The organism is Ensifer sp. M14 (genome assembly GCF_003355565.1).
Taxonomy (GTDB): domain Bacteria; phylum Pseudomonadota; class Alphaproteobacteria; order Rhizobiales; family Rhizobiaceae; genus Ensifer.
In genome coordinates, this window is record NZ_QJNR01000004.1 from 2,373,074 (window position 1) to 2,394,108 (window position 21,035).

A 21,035-nucleotide genomic window follows, 5' to 3' on the forward strand; every position below is an offset into this window, starting at 1 on the left:
GCGGACAACGCTGCCGGGGCCGGGAAGGCCCTGCCACGGGAACAGTTGCATTCGATAGGGTGCGGGCATCGCCCGCTACCCGCACCGCCTTTCATACGCATTCGCATGTCATTCAAGTCGATCGGTCAATGCTGTTCGGAGGGGACTGTGAAGAGACGTCTAGAGTTCTGCATGCCTGCCTGCCTGGTGCTGCTTTTGGGTTCGGCGGCTCCCGTCACGGCGGCGGATCTGGTGATCGCCATGCCCAACTGGCCGTCCGGCCAGGCGACGGCCAACATCCTCAAGGTCAGTATCGCCAAGAAATTCGGCCTCGATGCGGAGGTGAAGGAGTTGGGCACGCTCAACGCCTTCGTCGGCTTCGAGACCGGCGAAGTCGATATCCAGCCCGAAGTCTGGCAGCCCAATTTCGGCGACATCGTCAAGAAATATGTGACCGACAAGGGTGTAGCGACGCTGAGCGCGCGCAGCGTTCCGGCCTGGCAGGGGCTCTGCGCCACGCCCGAAGCGGCAGCGACGATCAAGACGATCGCCGACCTCAGCGACCCCGAGAAGACCAAGATCCTCGACACGGATGGCGACGGCAAGGGTGAATTGTGGATCGGCGCCCCGACCTGGCTTTCGACCGGTATCGAGCGCACCCGGGCTAACAGCTACGGCTATGGCGCCAACCTGACGCTGTTCGAGGCGGAGGAAGAGGTGGCGATGGCCGGCGTCGATGCGGCGATCGCGACGGCGCGGCCAATGGTGTTTTACTGCTATGCGCCGCACCACGTCTTCGAACTGCACAAGATCGCCCGCATCGAGGAGCCGCCGCACGATCCGGCCAAGTGGAAGATCGTCGGCGCCGACGACCCCCTGTGGATCACCAAGTCCACGGCCGCGACTTCGTGGGACGCCGCCCATTTCCAGATCGCCTATGCCACGGGCTTCGGCAAGAAACATCCTGAGATCGCCAAGTTCCTGGACCAGGTGGATTTCTCGCCGGAGGAAGTGACGAAGATGAGCTACGCTCTAGAGGTCGAGCGCCAGGCGCCGGCCGACTACGCGAAGAAATGGGTGGATGACAACGCGGCACGCATCGACGGGTGGGCGAAACCATGAAGACAACACCGGATCGAAACGCAGCCGATACAGGACGCGCCAGGTTCATGACCCGGGCGCGCAAGCTCGGGCTGGTGATGCTGGCCGCAGGCGTTTGTCTCGGCCCCCTGGTGGCGCTGGCGCAGACCCAGATCTATGACGCCAAGACCAAGAAATGGGTCAACTACGACAAGAAGAAAGCGCGGCAATATTTTGCCCGCAACAATCAGTTGCCCGAGGCCTTTCGCCGGCAGGTGGTGCCGTTCCGCACGGCGGAAAAGCCGGGCACGATCATCATCGACGGCAACCAGCACTTTCTCTATCTGGTGCAGCCCGGCGGGCAGGCGATCCGCTACGGCATTGGCGTCGGCCGCGAGGGCTTCGGCTGGGCCGGCATCGTTCGCGTCGGGCGCACGGCGGAGTGGCCGACCTGGACGCCGCCGCCCGAAATGGTGGCCCGCGATCCCAATGCGGCAAAATGGGCGGCCGGCATGCCCGGCGGCCCGGACAACCCGCTCGGCGCCCGTGCGCTCTATCTCTATGAGGGCGACCAGGACACGATCTACCGCATCCACGGGACGGTGGAGCCCTGGACCATCGGGCTCGACGTGTCGTCCGGCTGCATCCGCATGAACAATGACGACGTCACCGACCTGCATTCGCGGGTCGAGGTGGGTGCGAAGGTGATCGTGCTGATGCAGGGGGCCGCGCTCTACAAGGGTGTCTGACGCGGCAGGCAGGCGGCAGCGGACCGGACGGCGTGTCGGGCGAGTGCGCCGCGCAGCCTTCATGAAAACCGGACTGTTCAGGAAATCGCGTTGCGACAGGTGTCTGATCTCAGCCGGCCTTTGGGACAAGGGCAGGCTGGGCAGCAAGCCACAGAATCTGGAAGGGGAGGACTTTTGGTGATCGAGGGGATGATGCGTTCGAGGAACCTGTTTGTAGCGGCGGGCGTTGGCCTTGCCATTCTCGGCGGCTGCCAGTCGGCGCCGCCGAAGCCTGAGGAAATGGCGCGCACCAGCTTGCAGACGGCGCCGGCCGATCTGCAATTGATCTGCGCCAATGCGGCAGCGGGCACCGCCAAGGTCGATAGCACCAAGGTTCTGCCCACAAGCTCGCGCCAGCTGGACGCGACGTCCTACAGCGTCGATCTCGATGCCGGTGGGCAAAAGTTCAACTGCATCGTCGACAACAATGGCAGCGTCAGATCGGTCCAGCCGGTGGCCTGATACAAGCGCCCGCGGGCTCTTTCCCAACCCTTGCTTTCGCGCCCGCCCATGGAGCGCTTGTCGTCTCGCGCGGCCGGGAGGGGCGCAGGTGTGCCCAGCCTTGATGACCGTTGCGTGATGATTGCTGATGTCGTCTGCACGCTTTCCGGTTGTGGATCCGGCTCAGTTGTTCTGTTGTATCCTTGTGCGCTGCAGTATTTTATTGCTGCATTGCAAGGCGTCGAACAGGAATATCCTCTGATTCAAAAAGTATATTTCCCCAAAACATTCCAATCGGAGCAAATCTATGCTCTCATAGGTTTAGTGGGAAAGAGGATGTGCCATGTCAAGCATTCTGGAGCACTTTGCACTTTTCGATGCCCTGATCATCGCGGCCATCTGTACGCTTTTGATCCTCAGTTACTTCAGCCGCGAGGCCTGATACCAGGTCTCGCTGGTTGGAACCGATAGGCCAGGCCCGATCGGGTTTTGTGGCGAGGAGAGATCCGCGCAGCGACGCGCTCATGCGTCGGTCGCGGATCCGGACGCCGGCGGAAAGCCCGAGAAGCCTGCCGAAGGTGATCCATGGCTGGCGCTCTGGCTGGTATCTGGTGATGGGCGATGCTTGCCCCTGGGTTCGCAACGGCGAACGGACACGCGACAGGTTGTCAGAGCCGACGAACCCGCGAATGCCGAACCCCACCGTCGCCGGTTGCTGTCACTGCTATCGTCCGCGCGCGAGCGCCTCAATCCGCATCGACCTTGGCCGTTACATGCAGCCACCGGGTTGGCTCGTTGTCGTAGCCGCCGCCTTCGGCTTCTTCGATGCGGATGTCCGACCATCCCGCCCATTCGAAGCAGGTCTGCAGCCATTCGGCCGAGGGATAGTTGAAGTATCGGCCGAAGCGGTCGTGGCCTTCCCGTTCGCCCGCCTTGAAGCTTGCCTGGATGAGGCCGCCTGGCCGCAGCGCTCTGTGCACGCGCACCAGCACATCCGGCAGTTCGGCCCGCGGCACGTGCAGCAGCGAGGCTTCCGCCCAGACGGCGTCGAACTTCCGGTTCCACTCGATCTGCTGGAAGGTGACGACTTCGACCTTGCGGCCGGTTCGTTGTTCTGCGGCTCGCGCCAGTTCCGCGGATCCGTCGCAGGGCGTGATATCAAGGCCGGCCTTGAGCAGATGCAGGCTGTCGTGGCCGCCGCCGCAGCCGAGATCGAGCACCGCAGCACCGGGCGAAAGCCTGCTGATGAAAGCGGCGAGGCGTTCGGTCGGCGGCTTGCGGTCGCGTGCCGCGTAGGCGTCGGCATTCTCGCGGTAAAAGGCCATGGTGTCGTTGCCGGTTGTCGTCACGTGATGTTCCTCTTGCGTGTCCGCGTCATCGCTTCATTTCCAAGCGTTTCCTCATGAAAAGCCCCGTCGGGCGTTTCGTGGAAATGCTCTGCCGATTGGCTGACATGCGGCGATGGGATTGCGCCAATGTTGCGCGCAGTCAATCTCTTGCCGGATACCTGCCTTTTGCCGAGCGATATCCCCGCAGCGCTCGCTGCCTTCGGGCGCGCGAATCCGTCGAGGCAGTCGACATTTCTGCGACTTTCTGTCGGATCCCCGTTCTCTTCAACGTCCTTGGAGCATGACCATACGATTTGATGGAGGAGAATGATGCTGGTTATTGCGGGGCCATTACAACGTTCCGGCCGCGCGCCGTAAGGCGTTCGTCGATGCCTTTACGGACCTGATCAGGCGTGCGCGCGCTCATCCTGGCTGCCTCGATCTGTCGATCAGCGAGGACCCCGTCGACCCAGTGCGCGTCAACATGATGGAACTTTGGCAGTCGGAGGCCGCTCTCAAAGCGTGGCGAAAGATCGCGAAGCCGCCGAAAACTGGTGTAAAATTCGATGCAGGGAATGTCCGCAAGCATGAGATCAGCCATTCGGGGCCGCCGTTCTGATCGCGGAGCGACGCTGCAATCGGATTGAAACGGAGGAACGCCGAGATGATGAAACTCTATGGTTTGGGTCCGACACGCTCGCTTCGCGCGCTCTGGGCACTTCAGGAACTGGATGCGGACTTCGAGTTCGTGCCGGTCAACCTGCTGGGCGGAGAAAACCGTCACCCCGATTTCCTGCGCCTCAATCCTGCGGGCAAGGTTCCCGTCCTGGTCGATGGAGACATGGTGCTGACGGAATCCGCCGCGATCGTGTTCTACCTGGCGGAAAAATACCCCGACAAGGGGCTGATGCCGTCCGACCTGACCGAGCGGGCTGAGGCCTATCGCTGGTCGCTGTTTGCGGTCACCGAACTGGAGCAGCCGCTGTGGCGGATCTCCAAGCACAGCTTTCTCTATCCCGAAGACAAGCGTCTGCCCGAGGATATCGCTCTTGCCAGGGAGGACTTCGCGGCGATGGCTGAGGTGCTCGAGCGTCACATGGACGGGCGCACGTTCATCGTCGGCGACCGCATCAGCGTCGCCGATTGCGTCACGGTCTATGTGATCGACTGGGGCAATGAGGTCGGGCTGATCGACGGGTTGCCCAATCTCAAGGCCTATATCGAGCGGATGTATGCACGCCCGAAGGCGCCGCCGCGGATCGCCGATGCGCTTGCAAGCCTAGAGGCTGCCGGTTGACAAATGTCGCTCGCAAGGACGGGAGGCCCGGGCCCTTGAGCCCGGACCGTGTGGACCTGCCGCCTATTGCTTGCCGGCGCTCGACAGCTTGTTCATCACGTCGTCGAGGTTGAAGCTCGCGGGCTTCTGGCGGATCGGGAATTCCTGAAAACTCGAAAGCCAGTTCGCCACGATCGCCTGCGACGGCACCACGACGAAGGCTCGGGCGAAGTACCAGGATTCGTATTCGATCGACTCGTCGCCACGCTCGAAGGGGTCGGCCCGCAAGTTGAATAGCTTGGGGACGCGAAGCGTGGTGAACTCGTCGCGCCAGACGCCGATGCCGGTGCTTTGCTGTGCCTTGAACACCACCTTCCAGTCCTGGAAGCGAACGGCGACCAGTTCGCCATCGTCGTTCCAGTAGAGGAATTCGCGCCTCGGCCCGTCCTTCACCTCGCCGCGGAAGAAGGGCATGAGGTTGTTGCCGTCGAGATGCACCTTGAAGGTCTTGGTTCCCGCCTGGTAGCCGGCCTTGCATTTGTCGACGATATCCGGCTCGCCGGCGGCCGCGCAGAAGGTCGGGATGAAATCGTAGTGCGAGGCGATGTCGTTGTAGATGGTGTTCGGCTTGATGACGCCAGGCCAGCGGATGCAGGTCGGCACGCGGTAGCCGCCTTCCCAGTTGGTGGCCTTTTCGCCGCGGAAGGGGGTGTTGCCGCCATCCGGCCAGGTCATCACCTCGGCGCCGTTGTCGGTGGTGTAGACGACGATGGTGTTTTCCACGAGGCCGAGATCGTCGAGCTTCTTCAGGAGCTGGCCGACCATGCCGTCATGCTCGACCATGCCGTCGGCATAGATGCCCTTGCCGGTCTTGCCTGCGGACTCGGGCTTCAGGTGGGTGTTGACGTGCATGCGGGTGGAGTTGAAGTAGCAGAACCACGGCTTCTGGGCATTGTGCTGGCGATCGATGAAATCGAGCGCCGCGGTCAGGAATTCTTCGTCGACCGTTTCCATGCGCTTCTTGGTCAGCGCTCCCGTGTCCTCGATCCGGCCATCGGCATAGGAGTGGATGACGCCGCGCGGGCCGAAGCGTTTGCGGAATTCGGGGCTCTTCGGATAATCGGGGTTCTCCGGCTCTTCCTCGGCGTTGAGATGGTAGAGGTTGCCGAAGAACTCGTCGAAGCCGTGATTGGTCGGCAGGAACTCGTCCTTGTCGCCCAGGTGGTTCTTGCCGAATTGGCCGGTGGCGTAGCCTTGGGCCTTGAGGAGCTCGGCGACCGTCGGGTCCTCCGGCTGCAGGCCGACATCGGCGCCGGGCAGGCCGACCTTGGTGAGGCCGGTGCGGATCGGCGACTGACCGGTGATGAAGGCGGCGCGGCCGGCCGTGCAGCTCTGCTCGCCATACCAGTCGGTAAACATCGCGCCTTCATTGCCGATACGGTCGATGTTGGGCGTGCGATAGCCCATCATGCCGCGGTGGTAGATGCTCGGGTTGAACCAGCCGATATCGTCGCCCATGATCATGAGGATGTTCGGCTTGGCGCCGCCGGCGGCCGGCTGGGTGGATTGCTGCGCGGCTGCCGGCGTTGCCCCGCCTGAAGTGGTCAGCGCCGCTGCCGCCAGCGCGCTGCCGGCAAGCAGGAGGTTGCGTCGGCTGACGCCAAGGGGGTGCCCGTTCTGCTGCTGATCGTCGTCTTCGGGATGCATGCTCATGTCGTCTTTCTCCGTCATTGAAGGGGGAGGGAATGCGGCCTGGGGTCTGCAATCGATGGCTCGCAGAAGTCTGCGCCCTGTGCGTGGGGCGAACAAGGATGTAACGGTAACATCAGGGCTACGAAGGCCCGCCTTGCGCGGTGGAGCAACGGGTTACGCAACGTTACCCAATTGACTTAAAGTGAGACGCTGTACGGACAGAATTTGCTGCCGATTTAGGTCAATAACGTTGACATAAATTAGCCGCCGTGATCCTGTCGAAGGACAAAGACAATGAATGCGGAATGCAGCCCCAAGGCGCTGCCCGCTGCAAAAATCCTTGAGGAAACGACCCAATGCTCGACTGGGACCATGTATTCGCGACGCGCTCCAGCCGGATGCGCGCCTCGGAAATCCGCGAACTGTTGAAACTGCTCGATCGCCCCGACATCATCTCGTTTGCCGGCGGCATTCCCGATCCCGAGCTGTTTCCGGATGTGGAATTCAAGGATGCCTATGCGGAGATCTTTTCGGGTCCGGCGGTCAGCGCCGCCTTGCAGTATTCGGTCAGCGAAGGCTACAAGCCGCTGCGCGAGTGGCTCGCCAAGCAGATGGAGAAGATCGGCATTCCCGCCGGGGTCGACAACATCTTCATCACCTCGGGTTCGCAGCAGGGCCTCGACTATATCGGCAAGCTGTTCCTGTCGCCCAACGACACGGCGCTTGTGACCTGGCCGACCTATCTCGGCGCGCTGCAGGCGTTCAACGCCTATGAGCCGCATTACGACCAGCTCAATCCGGGCGGCAACCGCACGCCCGCGGCCTATGCGGAAGCCGCGAAAGCTGCCGGCGGCCGCGTCAAGTTCGCCTATCTCTCGGCAGACTTCTCCAACCCGACGGGCGAGACGGTGGACCGGGCAGGGCGCGAGCGCGTGCTTGACCTTGCCGAAGAGCTCGACATCGCCGTCATCGAAGACGCGGCTTACCAGTCGCTGCGCTACGACGGCGAGGCGATCCCGCCGATCCTGGCGTTGGAAATCGCGCGCAAGGGCGACATCAATCACACCCGCACCGTCTATTGCGGTTCGTTCTCCAAGACGCTGGCACCGGGCCTGCGCGTCGGCTGGGTCTGCGCCTCGGAAACGGTGATCCGCAAGCTCGTGCTCCTCAAGCAGGCGGCCGATCTGCATTCCTCGACCATCAACCAGATGGCGATCTGCACTGTTGCCGAGCGTGGTTTCGACGCCCAGGTCGCCAAGATCCACCGGGTCTACAAGCATCGCCGCAGCGCCATGCTGGCAGCGCTTGAGAAGTACATGCCTGATGGCGTGACCTGGACCAAGCCCGAAGGCGGCATGTTCGTCTGGGTGACGCTGCCGAAGGGCATGGACGGCACCGCACTTCTCGCCAAATCGCTGGAGACCGCCAAGGTCGCCTTCGTGCCCGGCCGCGCCTTCTTTGCCGATGGTTCCGGCGAGAACACGCTGCGTCTCTCCTTCTCCTGCGCCAACGACAAGATGATCGAAGAGGGCATCCGCCGTCTCGGCGATCTTGTGCGCGGCGAAGCGGCGGCACTGGCCGCCTGATCGCCAGCCATTCGAGGCTCTTCATCGAGAGGCGCGGCCGCAGCAGCGGGCGCGCCTTTTCCTTTGCTGTGTTGCGCCCGTTGACCGCAGTGACGAAGCGCTTTCGGCGCGCATTGCACTGGCGCTTCTTGTCGGCTACAACGGTCGAAATGGCCGGGCACTGTCCGGCCACGTAAGCGTTAACGTCACTCAACGCGTATGATCGAACGGTTCTCAGGCCTCGATCTGCGCGACTGTGTCCTGCGGATCGAGATCTACGAGCCCCCAAAGGATACCGATGGATACCCTTAACACCTCCGCTGACAATGCAACGCTCCCCCGGATCGAGCGCGTGCGCCATGAGCTCAAGCGACGTTCGCTTGTGGTCACCGAGGCTGAGCGCATTACGCCCGGCATGCTGCGCATCACGCTTGCGGGCGATGACCTTGCCGACTTCGTCAGCCTTGGGGCCGATGATCACGTCAAGATCCTGGTGCCGGCGGCCGACGGCACCGAGGAGCGGCGGGATTACACGCCGCGCCGCTACGACACTGCCGCCCGCACGCTGGTGATCGATTTTGCCTTGCACGAGGCCGGGCCGATCACCGAGTGGGCGATGAACGCCCGCCCGGGCGACGCCTTGAACATTGCCGGGCCGCGCGGTTCGGCCGTCATTTCCAATGTCGAGCGCTGGCTCCTGATCGGCGACGAGACGGCGCTGCCGGCAATCGGCCGACGCATCGAGGAGGCTGGCGCAGGCGCCCGCATCACCAGCATCACTGCGATCACCGACGCCGCCGAGCAACAGGCGTTCGACACGAAGGCCGAGCTCACATGCCACTGGGCCTATCGCCCGCTGCATCAGGCGACGGATGCTGCCGCGCTTCTCGCCGTCCTGCGCTCCGTCGTCATCGAGCCGAACACCTTCATCTGGGTTGCGGCCGAAGCGACAGTGACGCGGGCGATCCGCGCGCATCTGACCGAGGAACGGGGCTATCCGATCTCCTGGATCAAGGCATCGGGGTACTGGGTGAAGGGCAAGGCTGACAGCACCGAGAAGTTCGAATAGCCGGTGTTGCGGCATGATGGCTGGCGTTCCGCAAAGCGCGCCACTGTAATCGCCGGCGGCAAGGTCTGCAGATCGAAGGTCGCGGCGCCGAGATTGTTCCGCCTTGATCGGTCGGGCGGAGCGATCAGGCTGCGCCTGCGAGCTTGATTCGAAGTTCGTCGAAATCCCGCACGAACCAGAGGGCGTTGCCCTTGTTGGTTTCGCGCACGAAGTCGCGCAGCGCCTTGCTGCCTTCGAGCGCTACAGAGATGTCGCCGACGATGGCGCATTTCATACGGTAGTTGACGAACTTCTGGAAAACCTCGCCGGCAACGCGGGTACTGAGATCGAGAAAATCCGGGCCGAGGCGTGCGACCGGGATCGCGAGCATATCGGCCGTGTGGGCCCAGGCATCGCCAAGAAAATCATTGGCGTCGCCTGCTGCCCTGAGCGGTGTGCCTTCGTCGGCGCATTGCAGGATGCGCGTGTTTGCGATTTCGATGAGCTGTTCCATGGCACTGGGATAGCGTGGAGAAATCGGGATTGCAATTCATAGATGTGGTGTGGAGTGAGCTGCCGCCGTGGCCCTCGCGTGAAAAATGACGCCAGGGCTGATAGGCACTAAATTATGCAGCAGTCTGCTCTTTGACAACGCGGCTTGTCCGGAATGCACGGCAGATGCCGCGAGCCATTGTCGCTTGACCGCATCCTTTGGCGTGGCCATTCTGGTTACGTTCGGAAGACGCGCCGGAAGCGGCCATCGCGGCCAGCGACGACAGTTGCGCGCCGGTCTGGCGATCGTGCCGTGATCGCAGGAGGATGTTCCAATGAGCTTGACTCGCTCTCTCTTTCTGGCCGCCGTCATTTCGCTGATGGCGATGCCGGGGCGATCTGAAGACCGCCTCATCGCGATCGATGTGCTGTTGCAGCCAGATGGCGTGATGCTGGAAAGGGCAGCCGACTGGAATGCGAGGATGCGCGAGCAAAGTCCGGAGGGTTTTGAGCTGGACGACGAACACGCCCCTCATATCACGCTCGTCCAACGTTTCGTCGCCGAGAGCGATTTGGGCTCGTTGCTTGCTGCAGTCGAGCAGGTCAGGTCGAAATTCAACCCTGCCGCGATGCACATGACGGCAACCGGCCTCTATCACATACCTTCCGGCAAAATTGGTCTCGCGGGGATCGTCGTGGAGCCGTCCGACGAGCTGAAGTCGCTGCAGGGGGCCGTGATAGATGCGGTCAATCGCTTCGCGCGGACGGGCGGCGGCGCATCAGCCTTCATGCCCGACACAACAGGAACGCCGTTTGACCCGCAACTGTTCAAGTATGTGGAAACGTTTGTTCCGAACCAGACTGGCGACAAGTTCAATCCGCACGTCACCATCGGCATCGCGCCGCTTGGGTGGCTTGAGGACGTTGAGAAACAATCCTTCAGCACCTTTACGTTCGGGGCAGAAGGCATTGCCGTGTATCAGCTGGGGAATTTCGGCACCGCTTCCAAGCGCCTGGACAGCAACAGGTAGTCCGCTGCGGAACAGTGGCATCGGCCTGACCTGCTGTCGAGACCGGGCATTTTCACGAAAAGCTCTGCTCTTTGCGCAAACAGCAAGAAAAACGCCGCGTCTCGGAGGGAGACGCGGCGCGAGCCAAAGGCCAAAAAGGCTTTCGGTGGGGCAGGATTAGAACTTCACGCCGATACCGACGGTGAACTGGTGCTGGTCGAGGTCGACCTTGACGTCTTCGATCGTCTTGCTGCCGAAGTCGTTGAAGCGGTATTCGGCGCGGGCGAAGATGTTGTTGGTGAAGGCGTAGTCAACGCCGGCGCCGACGGTGTAGCCGCTGAAGGTGCGGTCGACGTCGCCGATGCCCGGGACTTCGATGTAGCCGCTCGTCGCGGTCCAGCCGGCGGTGGTGTAGATGAGCGCGTTGTCGAGGGCGTAACCGGCGCGTGCGCGGACCGAGCCGGCGAGGTCGGTGCCGACCTTCACGTCGGTGCCGAAGATGTCGTACTTGTTGTCGTTCCAGTTGTAGGTCAGATCGCCTTCAGCGCCGATGACCCAATCGCCGAACTGGTAGTTGTAGCCGACGAAGCCGCTGATGAGGCCGCCGTTGAAGTCTTCGTTGACGCTTGCGCCCGGGACACTGAACTTGCCGTCCAGCCAGCCGCCGCCGCCCTGAACGCCGAGGTAACCGCCGGTCCAGGTGAATGCCTCGGCTGCCTGCGCTTCCGGAGCGGGCGCGATATCCGCAACGGCGTCGGCTGCGACGGCCGGTGCTGCGAGCGCGGCCAGGATGGCGGCTGAAAGGATAAGCTTATGCGACATGTCAATGCTCCGTAGAATCTTGCACCACTTATGCGGTGCACGCTTCTAGCAAGCAGTGATCAGGGTTGCTGTCACAAATTTATCACAGCACACAACTTCAAGTTATGTGAATTTTCTCCGTCGGCAATGCGCGCTTGTAAAGCTTTGTATCCATTCGTGTTTCAATGTATTATAATTGCTTCATATTTGCTGATTTCCGGCGTGCGGCAAAATCTCACATTGTCCACTTTGGCTTACTGGAGGTTGTAGCTGACGCCTTCATCGAATCGCGGATCTCTAGGGCTCATCCAGGCGTTGCTGCCGGCAAGGCCGAGACGGAGCACGGTTTCTCCGCCGATGATCTGGCCCGTCTCGCGAAAGCCGACGCGCTGATAAAGCGCGCGGGCGCGAGTGTTGTCCGGGTAGACGCCGAGATAGATCGCGTTGCATCCGGGGATGGCTGCCATCGTCTCGACCAAGGCGGCCAGTGCCTTGCGGCCAAACCCCTTGCCCTGATGGCGGGCGTCGATCATCAGGCGGTAGATCCAGTGGTTGCCGTCATCAGGGTCGAGCGCGTACATGGCAAAGCCGACGGGCTGGCCCTCGGCCATGATGGCAAAGCCGACGCATTCCGGGCGCTCCGTCAGTTCTTCCAGAGATTCGTCATTGCTGGCGATGAAATCCATCTGGCTTTCATCGACCGTCAGATTGCGGATGGCATCAGCTTCGACAGCCTCGGCCGGCAGCAGGGATATCGGCATTCACGTCCTCTTGGTCGCGGCCTCGCTTTCAATGGCAAGTCTGAAACCCGGTTTGAAATGACGATGGAGACATCGCCCATCCGGGTTGCGGCAACATTGCGCGTGGCCATGAGAACGTGATGTTCGCCACGGCCCCATGCGTGGCGCAACCGCATCGCCGCCGCCTATGGGCCTGCGGCACTGCGACGCAAGGCGATCTCGACAGTTAATCGGCGCTACGTAACTGTTACGTACTCCTGAGCGGGCGCGCTCGCGTGGTAGTTTTTTCGCGTGCGGTCGGTGATCGGTCAGCAACGAGAAAGCCGGCAATTGCGAAGGCGGTCTCAGGCAGTTCCCGCGACAATTTCAAGAAGGTTCTCATAGAGGCGTTTCAGAGCAATCGACTATTGCAGTCCTCACGAACAGGAGACGATGAGCATGGTTCAGAATGTCGATAAGCCATCCAGCAACGATACCATTCCTTCTATCGACGTGGATCGTCGCAGCCTGCTTCTCGGCGGCACTATCCTTGCGGCCGCGACCATGGCAGGCGCAGCCACGCCGCTGAACACGGCAAAGGCGCAGCAGCAGCCTGCCGCCGGCAGCGGCAAGCCGCCGAACATCCTCGTCATCTTCGGCGACGACATCGGCATTCCGCAGATCAGCGCCTACACCATGGGCCTCATGGGCTATCGCACGCCCAATATCGACCGCATCGCCGCCCAGGGGGCTATCTTCACGGACTCCTATGGGCAGCAGAGCTGCACGGCCGGTCGCGCCTCGTTCATCCTCGGCCAGGAACCGTTCCGCACCGGGCTTCTGACCATCGGCATGCCGGGCGACCCGCATGGCATTCAGGACTGGATGCCGACGATTGCCGATGTGCTGAAGTCGAAGGGCTACGCCACCGGCCAGTTCGGCAAGAACCATCTGGGCGACCAGGACCAGCATCTGCCGACCAATCACGGCTTCGACGAATTCTTCGGCAATCTCTATCACCTCAATGCCGAGGAAGAGCCGGAGGGCTACTTCTATCCGAAGGATACCGAGTTCAAGAAGAAGTACGGCCCGCGCGGTGTCATCAAGTCCAACGCGGACGGCAAGATCGAGGATACCGGCGCACTCAATACCAAGCGCATGGAAACCATCGATGAAGAATTTCTTGCTGCCGCCAAGGATTACATCGACCGGCAGGCCAAGGCCGACAAGCCGTTCTTCTGCTGGTTCAACTCGACGCGCATGCACGTGTTCACCCACCTGAAGCCGGACTCGATGGGCAAGACCGGCAAGGGCATCCATGCCGACGGCATGGCCGAGCATGACGGCCATGTCGGCCAACTGCTTCAGCAGCTCGACGATCTCGGCATCGCCGACAACACCATCGTGCTCTACACCACCGACAACGGTGCCGAGCTGGCGCTGTGGCCGGATGGCGCGATGACGATGTTCCACGGCGAAAAGGGCACGACCTGGGAAGGCGGCTTCCGCATTCCGATGATGGTGCGCTGGCCGGGCGTGGTAAAGCCGGGCACGCAGATCAACGAACCGGTGACGTTGATGGATTGGCTTCCGACCTTTGCGACGGCTGCCGGCATTTCCGACGTCAAGGGCCAGATGAAGGAAGGGTTCCAGGCAGGCACCAAGACGTTCAAGGTGCATCTCGACGGCTTCGACCTGACGGAACTGCTCAAGGGCGAGGCAAAAGCGCCGCCACGGGAGTCGGTCTACTATTTCGACCAGGGCGGAAACCTGAATGCCATCCGCTGGAATGACTGGAAACTCGCTTTCGCCCAATCCAGCGAAGGTAACATCGCAACGGCGACCCGTGAGGTAACCAGTTGGGCCATGATCACCAACTTGCGCATGGACCCCTATGAGAAGGGAATGAAGGAAGGGGGCGGTGCGATGGAGTTCCTCGGCCGCAACATGTGGCTGCTGGTGCCGATTCAGGGCAAGATCAAGGAGTTCTTCCAGGATTTCGATCAGTATCCCTTCCAGACAGGCAGCACGTTGAACGCCAGCGGCATCAACTATAGTCTGCTGCAGCAGCAGGCGGCGATGAAGCGGCTGAACGAGCTGGAAAGACTGGCACCGCGGTAAGGCTGCGCCTTTCTACACTGCTCCTGGGGATATCAACGGCCGGCGCATCGCGCCGGCCGTGTCATGTGTCATGCAGCCGGCCGAGCTTGATCAGGATCGGGCCGTCGGACCGGACGTTCGCTTTGCCGCGAGAACGACCTTGCCGCCTCCGGCAACCGGGATCAGCGACCGACGCGCGCCTGCAGGTGGGCGGGATAGCGGTCGCCCTCGATGGTGACCTCGGCAAGTGCACTGTCGATTTCGCCGAGATCGCCTGATGTCAGCCTCACGGCCGCAGCGCCAATGTTTTCCTCGAGCCGGTGCAGCTTGGTGGTGCCGGGGATCGGCACGATCCAGGGCTTTTGCGCCAAAAGCCAGGCGAGCGCGACCTGTGCTGGCGTTGTTTCCTTGCGGGCTGCGATCTGACCCAGGAGATCGACCAGCGCCTGGTTGGTCTTGCGGGCTTCCGGCGTGAAGCGCGGCACGACATTGCGGAAATCCTTGGCATCGAAGGTGGTGTCGGCCTTGATGGCGCCGGTGAGGAACCCCTTGCCGAGCGGGCTGAAGGGCACGAAGCCGATGCCGAGTTCTTCGAGCAGCGGCAGGATTTCAGCCTCCGGCTCGCGCCACCACAGCGAATACTCGCTCTGCAGCACTGCAACCGGCTGTTCCGCGTGCGCCTTGCGGATGGTCTCGGCGCCGGCTTCGGAAAGGCCGAAATGCCTGACCTTGCCCTCGCTGATGAGCCGCTGCACGGTGCCTGCCACGTCCTCGATCGGCACATTGGGGTCGACGCGATGCTGGTAGAACAGGTCGATCACGTCGGTCTTCAGGCGCTTCAGCGCCGCATCGGCGACCTTGCGGATCTGATCCGGCCGGCTGTTCATGCCGCTCTGGCCACCTTGGCTGTCAAAGTCGAAGCCGAACTTGGTGGCAATCACCACCTTGTTGCGGATGGGGCCGAGTGCCTCGCCGAGCAGCTCTTCGTTGCTATAGGGGCCATAGGCCTCGGCGGTGTCGAAGAAGGTGACACCGCGCTCGAAGGCGGTGCGGATGAGGGTAATGGCCGCCTCTTTTTCCGTGGCCGGGCCATAGCCGTAGCTGAGGCCCATGCAGCCGAGGCCGAGGGCCGAGACTTCAAGGCCGCTTTTGCCGAGTGTGCGCTTTTCCATGAGAGGTTTTCCTGTCTCGAATGATGATGCCGTTGGAGCAGAGATGGCGCGCGCGATCGGGTCGGCGAGGGGGCGCCACCGGCTGGCGATCAGCCGGCCTTGATTTCGGCCCCGTAGTCCGTGTCGCTGACCTTCTCCAGCCAGTCGACGACCTTGCCGTCGAGGGCCTCGGCAATCGCGATATGGGTCATGGCGGACGCCGGCGAGGCGCCGTGCCAGTGTTTCTCGCCCGGTTCGAACCAGACGATATCGCCAGGGCGGATCTCCTCGACCGGCCCGCCTTCGCGCTGGGCGCGGCCGAGGCCAGATAGGACGATGAGCGTCTGGCCGAGCGGGTGAGTGTGCCAGGCGGTGCGCGCGCCGGGCTCGAAGGTGACGGTGGCGCCACCGACGCGCGCAGGAGCCGAGCCGTTGAAGGGGGCATCGATGCGCACGGTGCCGGAAAAATAATCCGCCGGCCCTCTGGCCGAGGGCGCTGAGCCGCTGCGTTTGATGTTCATGGCGTCGATCCTTTGCAAATGACGACGCCGCCGTGGTCGGCCCTGACGTCGTTGCTATCTTCAAGGCAATTTAGCGTGTGGGATTGATCAGAATTAGGTGGTAAATATCGCAAGATCTTATGAGGGAAATTCATGAATGCCGCGCCAGCCGATCAATGACCTCATCGCCTTCCTTGCTGTCGCACGGGAACGCAGCTTTACCAAGGCGGCAGCGCAGCTCGGGGTCTCGCAATCGGCACTGAGCTACACGATCCGCGGGCTCGAGGCGCGGCTGGGCTTGCGGCTTTTGACGCGCACGACGCGCAGCGTGTCGCCGACCGAGGCCGGCGAGCGGCTGCTGTTGTCGATCGGCCCGCGCCTGGACGAGATCGACCGGGAACTGGCAGCCCTCAGCGAATTTCGCGACAAGCCGGCGGGCACGATCCGCATTACCGCCGGCGAGCATGCCGCCGACCGCATCCTCTGGCCGGCGCTGCAACGGCTGTTGCCCGAGTATCCGGATGTGCATGTCGAGGTGATCGTCGACTATGGCCTGACCGATATCGTTTCCGAGCGCTACGACGCCGGCGTGCGCCTTGGCGAGCAGGTGGCCAAAGACATGATCGCCGTGCGCATCGGGCCCGACATGCGCATGGCGGTGGTCGGCGCGCCATCCTATTTCGCCACGCGAAAAATGCCGCTGATGCCGCAGGACCTGACGGAGCACAATTGCATCAACCTGCGCCTGCCGACCCATGGCGGCATCTATGCCTGGGAGTTCGAAAAGGACGGGCGTGAGGTGAAGGTGCGGGTTGAGGGCCAGCTCGTCTTCAACACTATCGCGCTGAGATTGAGCGCGGCGCTTGGCGGGTTGGGGCTCGCCTATCTGCCGGAGGATGCCGTGGCAGCATATCTTACCTCGGGTCGGCTGGTGCAGGTGCTTAAAGACTGGTGCCCGCCTTTTGCCGGCTACCATCTCTACTACCCAAGCCGGCGCCAGACCTCACCCGCCTTCGCGCTGGTTGCCGATGCACTGAGGTATCGCGGTCCGCGGCACAGGTCATCCCGTCGGGCCTCGTTGCTCAGCCCTTCCGACTGAAAAACGCAAAGGGCGTTCGTTGCCGAACGCCCTAGGGTTGCCTGCGTATTCTGCGTTTGGCGGCAATGCCCGAGAGCACGCCGCCACGTTCACGTTATCAACTTTCCGGTGATTCCAAGTTTAATGAACGGTTAATCCACGGCATTATTTCATGGCTGGTGCAATCCAGGCGGCAATGCCGACAGTATTTCTCTCGCTTCCATTAGAAAGCCGCAGTTGCAGTCTCTGTTCTCGCTCGCAAACTCGTGTTGAAGCCGTTCTAGCGCACCCTGTCGTGCGCCCTCATCGACGGCGTCCTCCGCGCTTGGCTTGGTAATTCCTGCTAACCAGAAGGAGATTGCTATGAAAACGCAGATTGCAATTGGACTGACAGTGGCTTTCACCGCCCTCGTTGCAACGGGTGCTATGGCCCAGAGTAAATACGGCTCGGAAGCCGGTTGGGACATTCTCGTCAAGGAGAATATGGGACCGGGATGCTTGATCACGAAATCAAACGCAGACGGCACGCAAGTTCAGATGGGCATCGATGCAACGGCGGCGCTGCGTGGCTACATGGCGCTCTACACAAAAGCTGACGCCAACGTTGCAGCCAACGAGAAGCTTGCGGTCCTGTTCGATGTCGATGGCCAGAAATTCAGTGGCGAGGCGAAGGGTCAGGCCATAGACGGCTATCGCGGCGCGTTTGTCTGGGTCAACAATCCTGACTTCATCTACGACCTGGCCAAGAAGACGGCGGTGACGATTACGCCCGCAGGCGGCAATCCCATCGTCGTAAAGCTGGCTGGAACCGACGCTGCCTTCAAGGCGCTGAGGGCCTGCCAGGCCGCTCAGTAACGGCACCCCGGCGAAGGGGACGCGGGCAGGGGCATGGCGTATTTGCTTATCGATGTCGCGTGCGTTCCCGGCCTTCCAACCGGACGGGTTGATGGCGTTTTGACGTGCTTCCGAACCCCGGTTCTGAGTGATTGGTTCTGACGGACCATTCCGCTCAGGGCGGAGCGCGCGACTCAGCCTCCCTCATTCCGGCCTGTGCCCGAATCCAGCGACCTGACGTCGGTCGGGTCAAAAGACCTTTCAGCCCAAGGGTTTGGGCTGGCTGGATTCCGGCACAAGGCCGGAATGAGGACGTTTTTTGGCAGTCGGTGGATTTAGATTCTTCCGCATCACACATGACTTTGCTCCCGCAGCACTGCTGCGGCACCCTCAGTCTTCCCGACGGATCGTCGGCTCCGGCGTGCCCTTCCACTCGAAGGTGATGGTGCGGCCCTGGCGGATGTTCTGGATGACGGCGGGGCGGAAGACGGCGATGCACTCGCCCTGGAGATGGCGGGCGGACGGGTAGATCAGGCCGTTGCCGCCTTCGGCGTAGATAGTGGCTGCAAGCGCCTGGCCGGCGGGGTATGCGAGGGCAGGGTCGGGACCGAGATAGGCAGCCCCCGTTTCGCCGCGCGCATCGTGGAAGCGGCAGGTGAAGCCGGCGATCAGTTCGCGGTAGGCGCCGATGTCCTCGAAGATGCCGGCATCGACCAGCGCCCGGGTGCGGTGATAGACGATCTCGGCCTGGCAGGTTTCGAGCGCGGTGTCGCCGAAGGCGCAATACCAGGCGCCGCGATCCTCGGTGTTGAAGCGGTTGCCCGGCGGGCGCGCATGGCAGAAGGCGGCGTTGATCAGCGACCAGCCATAGCCGAAGCTATCGTTGAGAAGCTCTGCCGGGTTGACGCCGGCCGGTAGCGCCAGCGGGCTCAGCCGTGCCGATGTCAGCGCCTCCAGCCGGTTGAGGATCTCGATGTCGTCCTCGTCGTCGCAGAGCGGTTTGACGGCGGGTTCGTCGATATAGGCGGTGGAGATCAGCCGGATGGTGGCCGGATCGGTGAAATCGATCTCAGGGATCATAGGCCGCCGCGCAGGCCATCGAGATAGCGGCGCACCTTCATCATCGCCGGTATGCCGCCCTCGATCATCAGGTCGATCGGCGACTGGCCGTCAAACACCGGACCGGTATTGACCGCCTTCGGCCATTGGTAGGTCAACGGCCCGTTGAAATAGAGCCGCAGGCTCTTGAAGATGCCGACGATCAGGCTGGCGCGCATTCGCTTGTCCTGGTCGAGCCGGCCTTTGAAATCGCCGGCCTTCATCCGGTTCCAGGTAGCGATCGGCACGTCGAAGAGCTGCGATGCTTCCCTGTTGGTCAGCTTCCACAGGTCGCAGGCCTTCACCACCGCCTTGACGATGACCGCTTCCTCCTGTCTGGCCGCGTCGCGGTCGGGCGCAAGAGCCTGTTGGGCACTGGGCATGAGTGTCTCCTATGAATGCTCTTTCCGTATCATATGATATAAATTGGATCGTTTCGGCGGGAAGTCAAGAGGCGGTAACTTTTCCGGTAACGGCATCGGTTCCGGCACTTGGCAGGTTTATCTCTGGCCCGCACCTCTGCGGCGTGCCCCTCACCCTAGCCCTCTCCCCGCAAGCGGGGAGAGGGGACGTGGATACCAGCTTGGTCGCCACCTGGATCTGTGGTCAACGCGGGACGCGACTTAAAAAGCATTTTTTTGGAACGGGCGGGTGCAGCGGGTATCCTTCTCCCCGCATGCGGGGAGAAGGTGGCCGGCAGGCCGGATGAGGGGCGGCAAGGGCTGCGTGAGGCGCGGACGCGCAAACGTTTCAGGTGGCGGAGCCCGGTGCCCGACTGCTTGCGCAGCTCTCAAACATGCGGACCCAACAGCGACAGGTCGGCCTCGCCGAGCCTGTCCTTGGCGCTGCGCAGCTGGTGCCAGTAGGGATAGAGCACCGGCGGCAGGCTGACGGCGTCGAGCAGTTCGCGTTCCTCGTCGGTCAGTTTGAGGCTGGCTGCCGCAAGGTTGTCGCGGAACTGCTCCTCCTTGCGGCCGCCGATGATGACGGAGGTCACGCCCTTGCGGTCGATCAGCCAGGCAAGCGCGACCTGGGCGGGCGAGACGCCGCGCTCGCCTGAGATCGCCGTGAGCATGTCGACGATCTTCCACAGCCGCTCCTCGTCTCGGATCGGCGGCTCGTTCCAGCCGGCAAGCTGGCGGGTGCCATCCGGCGTCTGGTTGCGCCGGTGCTTGCCCGAAAGAAGACCGCCGGCAAGCGGGCTCCAAACGAGCACGCCGAGGCCCTGGTCGAGGCTGATCGGCAGCAGCTCGTATTCCGCCTCGCGGGCCTCGAGCGTGTAGTGGATCTGTTGGCTGACGAAGCGGTGGCGGCGGTCGAGCGCGCTGATGCCGAGCGCTTTCATGATGTGCCAGCCGGAATAGTTGGAGCAGCCAATATAGCGCACCTTGCCGTGGCGAACGAGCGTATCGAGCGCCTCCATCGTTTCTTCGAGCGGCGTCTGGCCGTCCCATTCGTGCACCTGGTAGAGATCGATGACATCGGTCTTCAACCGCTTCAGGCTCGCGTCGCAGGCGGCAATCAGGTGGTGGCGGGAGAGGCCGCCGTCGTTCGGTCCCGGTCCCATGTTGAAGCGCGCCTTGGTGGCGACGAGCACGCCGTTCTTGCGCTTGCCGCCGAGGATATCGCCGATGATCTCCTCCGAGCCGCCGGTGGAATAGATATCGGCGGTATCGATCAGGTTGACGCCGGCATCGAGGCACATGTCGACATAGCGGCGCGCCTCGTCGAGGCCGACATTGCCGACCTGCGCGAACTTGCCGCCACCGCCGATCGTCATCGTGCCCATGGTGATCGTCGAGATCTTCAGGCCGGAGCGGCCAAGCAGTCGGTATTCCATGTCGCTGTCCTCTTCCCCTGGTGTCGGTCCATTGCCGTCGATGACAAACTAGGGGCATGGCGATGCCGAGCAAGGTGACACCTCCCGATTCAATCACGCCTTGCATATTGGTGCTTGAGGAAGCGTTGGCAGGGCACGTAACGCGCCGTATCGGCAGTGTGTTGCCGGGAGCCGCTAAACGGTATCGGCATCGCGTTTGCGGGCGGGGTGCGGGC

General features: G+C 62.4%; 21 protein-coding genes. 10 read left to right on the forward strand and 11 right to left on the reverse strand.

Annotated elements, in window-relative coordinates; all coding sequences use genetic code 11:
- The first annotated feature begins 171 nt into the window (after positions 1–171).
- The 3 genes from BLJAPNOD_RS11315 to BLJAPNOD_RS11325 all read left to right on the forward strand — a co-directional run bounded on the left by BLJAPNOD_RS11315 (position 172) and on the right by BLJAPNOD_RS11325 (position 2,309).
- Complete coding sequence (locus tag BLJAPNOD_RS11315; RefSeq protein ID WP_115419874.1) at positions 172–1,101, forward strand: glycine betaine ABC transporter substrate-binding protein; 930 nt, start codon at positions 172–174, stop codon at positions 1,099–1,101.
- Positions 1,102–1,178: 77 nt separating this feature from the next.
- Entirely contained in the window at positions 1,179–1,808 is a 630-nt protein-coding gene (locus BLJAPNOD_RS11320) for a L,D-transpeptidase (RefSeq protein ID WP_244611013.1), read from the forward strand.
- A 192-nt stretch (positions 1,809–2,000) separates the two neighbouring features.
- The gene (locus tag BLJAPNOD_RS11325; protein WP_115421250.1) at positions 2,001–2,309 is read left to right on the forward strand and encodes a hypothetical protein; all 309 of its coding nucleotides are present in this window, start codon (positions 2,001–2,003) and stop codon (positions 2,307–2,309) included.
- Positions 2,310–3,034: 725 nt separating this feature from the next.
- Here the strand turns inward: BLJAPNOD_RS11325 and BLJAPNOD_RS11330 are convergent.
- Together BLJAPNOD_RS11330 and BLJAPNOD_RS35925 are read right to left on the reverse strand one after the other, a co-directional pair.
- Entirely contained in the window at positions 3,035–3,613 is a 579-nt protein-coding gene (locus BLJAPNOD_RS11330) for a class I SAM-dependent methyltransferase (RefSeq protein WP_115421251.1), read from the reverse strand.
- Between the two features lie 340 nt (positions 3,614–3,953).
- Positions 3,954–4,217 carry a hypothetical protein gene (locus BLJAPNOD_RS35925; RefSeq protein WP_244610921.1) on the reverse strand — a complete coding sequence of 88 codons (264 nt, stop codon included), beginning with the start codon at positions 4,215–4,217 and terminating at the stop codon, positions 3,954–3,956.
- 63 nt (positions 4,218–4,280) lie between these two features.
- On the opposite strand from BLJAPNOD_RS35925, the gene BLJAPNOD_RS11340 reads away from it, so the two are divergent.
- Positions 4,281–4,913, forward strand: coding sequence for a glutathione S-transferase family protein (locus tag BLJAPNOD_RS11340; protein ID WP_115419876.1), 633 nt, complete (start codon positions 4,281–4,283; stop codon positions 4,911–4,913).
- A gap of 63 nt (positions 4,914–4,976) precedes the next feature.
- Here BLJAPNOD_RS11340 and BLJAPNOD_RS11345 read toward each other — a convergent pair whose 3' ends face one another.
- Positions 4,977–6,605: an arylsulfatase gene (locus BLJAPNOD_RS11345; protein WP_199565931.1), complete on the reverse strand. Its 1,629-nt coding sequence runs from the start codon at positions 6,603–6,605 to the stop codon at positions 4,977–4,979.
- A gap of 335 nt (positions 6,606–6,940) precedes the next feature.
- Between BLJAPNOD_RS11345 and BLJAPNOD_RS11350 the strand changes: the two genes are divergently transcribed.
- Positions 6,941–8,170, forward strand: coding sequence for a PLP-dependent aminotransferase family protein (locus BLJAPNOD_RS11350; RefSeq protein WP_115419877.1), 1,230 nt, complete (start codon positions 6,941–6,943; stop codon positions 8,168–8,170).
- 277 nt (positions 8,171–8,447) lie between these two features.
- Positions 8,448–9,218, forward strand: a complete 771-nt coding sequence (locus BLJAPNOD_RS11355) for a siderophore-interacting protein (protein ID WP_115419878.1) — start codon at positions 8,448–8,450, stop codon at positions 9,216–9,218.
- A gap of 124 nt (positions 9,219–9,342) precedes the next feature.
- On the opposite strand, the gene BLJAPNOD_RS11360 is transcribed toward BLJAPNOD_RS11355, so the two are convergent.
- Positions 9,343–9,711, reverse strand: coding sequence for a DUF4180 domain-containing protein (locus tag BLJAPNOD_RS11360; protein ID WP_115419879.1), 369 nt, complete (start codon positions 9,709–9,711; stop codon positions 9,343–9,345).
- Positions 9,712–10,024: 313 nt separating this feature from the next.
- Here BLJAPNOD_RS11360 and BLJAPNOD_RS11365 point away from each other — a divergent pair, with 313 nt between their 5' ends.
- Positions 10,025–10,720: a 2'-5' RNA ligase family protein gene (locus BLJAPNOD_RS11365; protein WP_115419880.1), complete on the forward strand. Its 696-nt coding sequence runs from the start codon at positions 10,025–10,027 to the stop codon at positions 10,718–10,720.
- Positions 10,721–10,876: 156 nt separating this feature from the next.
- Here the strand turns inward: BLJAPNOD_RS11365 and BLJAPNOD_RS11370 are convergent, their stop codons facing one another.
- A complete protein-coding gene (locus tag BLJAPNOD_RS11370) occupies positions 10,877–11,521 on the reverse strand; it encodes an outer membrane protein (RefSeq protein WP_077504942.1) in 645 nt (214 codons plus the stop codon).
- Positions 11,522–11,754: 233 nt separating this feature from the next.
- A complete protein-coding gene (locus BLJAPNOD_RS11375; RefSeq protein ID WP_115419881.1) occupies positions 11,755–12,261 on the reverse strand; it encodes a GNAT family N-acetyltransferase in 507 nt (168 codons plus the stop codon).
- Between the two features lie 417 nt (positions 12,262–12,678).
- Between BLJAPNOD_RS11375 and BLJAPNOD_RS11380 the strand changes: the two genes are divergently transcribed.
- Positions 12,679–14,340 carry an arylsulfatase gene (locus BLJAPNOD_RS11380; protein ID WP_115419882.1) on the forward strand — a complete coding sequence of 554 codons (1,662 nt, stop codon included), beginning with the start codon at positions 12,679–12,681 and terminating at the stop codon, positions 14,338–14,340.
- Positions 14,341–14,501: 161 nt separating this feature from the next.
- Here the strand turns inward: BLJAPNOD_RS11380 and BLJAPNOD_RS11385 are convergent, their stop codons facing one another.
- A complete protein-coding gene (locus BLJAPNOD_RS11385; RefSeq protein WP_115419883.1) occupies positions 14,502–15,491 on the reverse strand; it encodes an aldo/keto reductase in 990 nt (329 codons plus the stop codon).
- A gap of 89 nt (positions 15,492–15,580) precedes the next feature.
- Entirely contained in the window at positions 15,581–15,991 is a 411-nt protein-coding gene (locus BLJAPNOD_RS11390; protein WP_115419884.1) for a cupin domain-containing protein, read from the reverse strand.
- Between the two features lie 136 nt (positions 15,992–16,127).
- On the opposite strand from BLJAPNOD_RS11390, the gene BLJAPNOD_RS11395 reads away from it, so the two are divergent.
- Complete coding sequence (locus tag BLJAPNOD_RS11395; RefSeq protein WP_115419885.1) at positions 16,128–17,069, forward strand: LysR family transcriptional regulator; 942 nt, start codon at positions 16,128–16,130, stop codon at positions 17,067–17,069.
- A gap of 342 nt (positions 17,070–17,411) precedes the next feature.
- On the forward strand, positions 17,412–17,903 hold the full coding sequence (locus BLJAPNOD_RS11400; RefSeq protein WP_077504948.1) for a hypothetical protein: 492 nt from the start codon (positions 17,412–17,414) through the stop codon (positions 17,901–17,903).
- 369 nt (positions 17,904–18,272) lie between these two features.
- Here the strand turns inward: BLJAPNOD_RS11400 and BLJAPNOD_RS11405 are convergent, their stop codons facing one another.
- The 3 genes from BLJAPNOD_RS11405 to BLJAPNOD_RS11420 form a co-directional block, all read right to left on the reverse strand.
- Complete coding sequence (locus tag BLJAPNOD_RS11405) at positions 18,273–18,962, reverse strand: RES family NAD+ phosphorylase (protein ID WP_115419886.1); 690 nt, start codon at positions 18,960–18,962, stop codon at positions 18,273–18,275.
- Complete coding sequence (locus BLJAPNOD_RS35930; protein ID WP_115419887.1) at positions 18,959–19,363, reverse strand: antitoxin Xre-like helix-turn-helix domain-containing protein; 405 nt, start codon at positions 19,361–19,363, stop codon at positions 18,959–18,961. Before BLJAPNOD_RS35930 ends, BLJAPNOD_RS11405 begins: the two co-directional genes overlap by 4 nt.
- Before the next feature lie 407 nt (positions 19,364–19,770).
- Complete coding sequence (locus tag BLJAPNOD_RS11420; protein WP_077504951.1) at positions 19,771–20,820, reverse strand: aldo/keto reductase; 1,050 nt, start codon at positions 20,818–20,820, stop codon at positions 19,771–19,773.
- Positions 20,821–21,035: the final 215 nt, after the last annotated feature.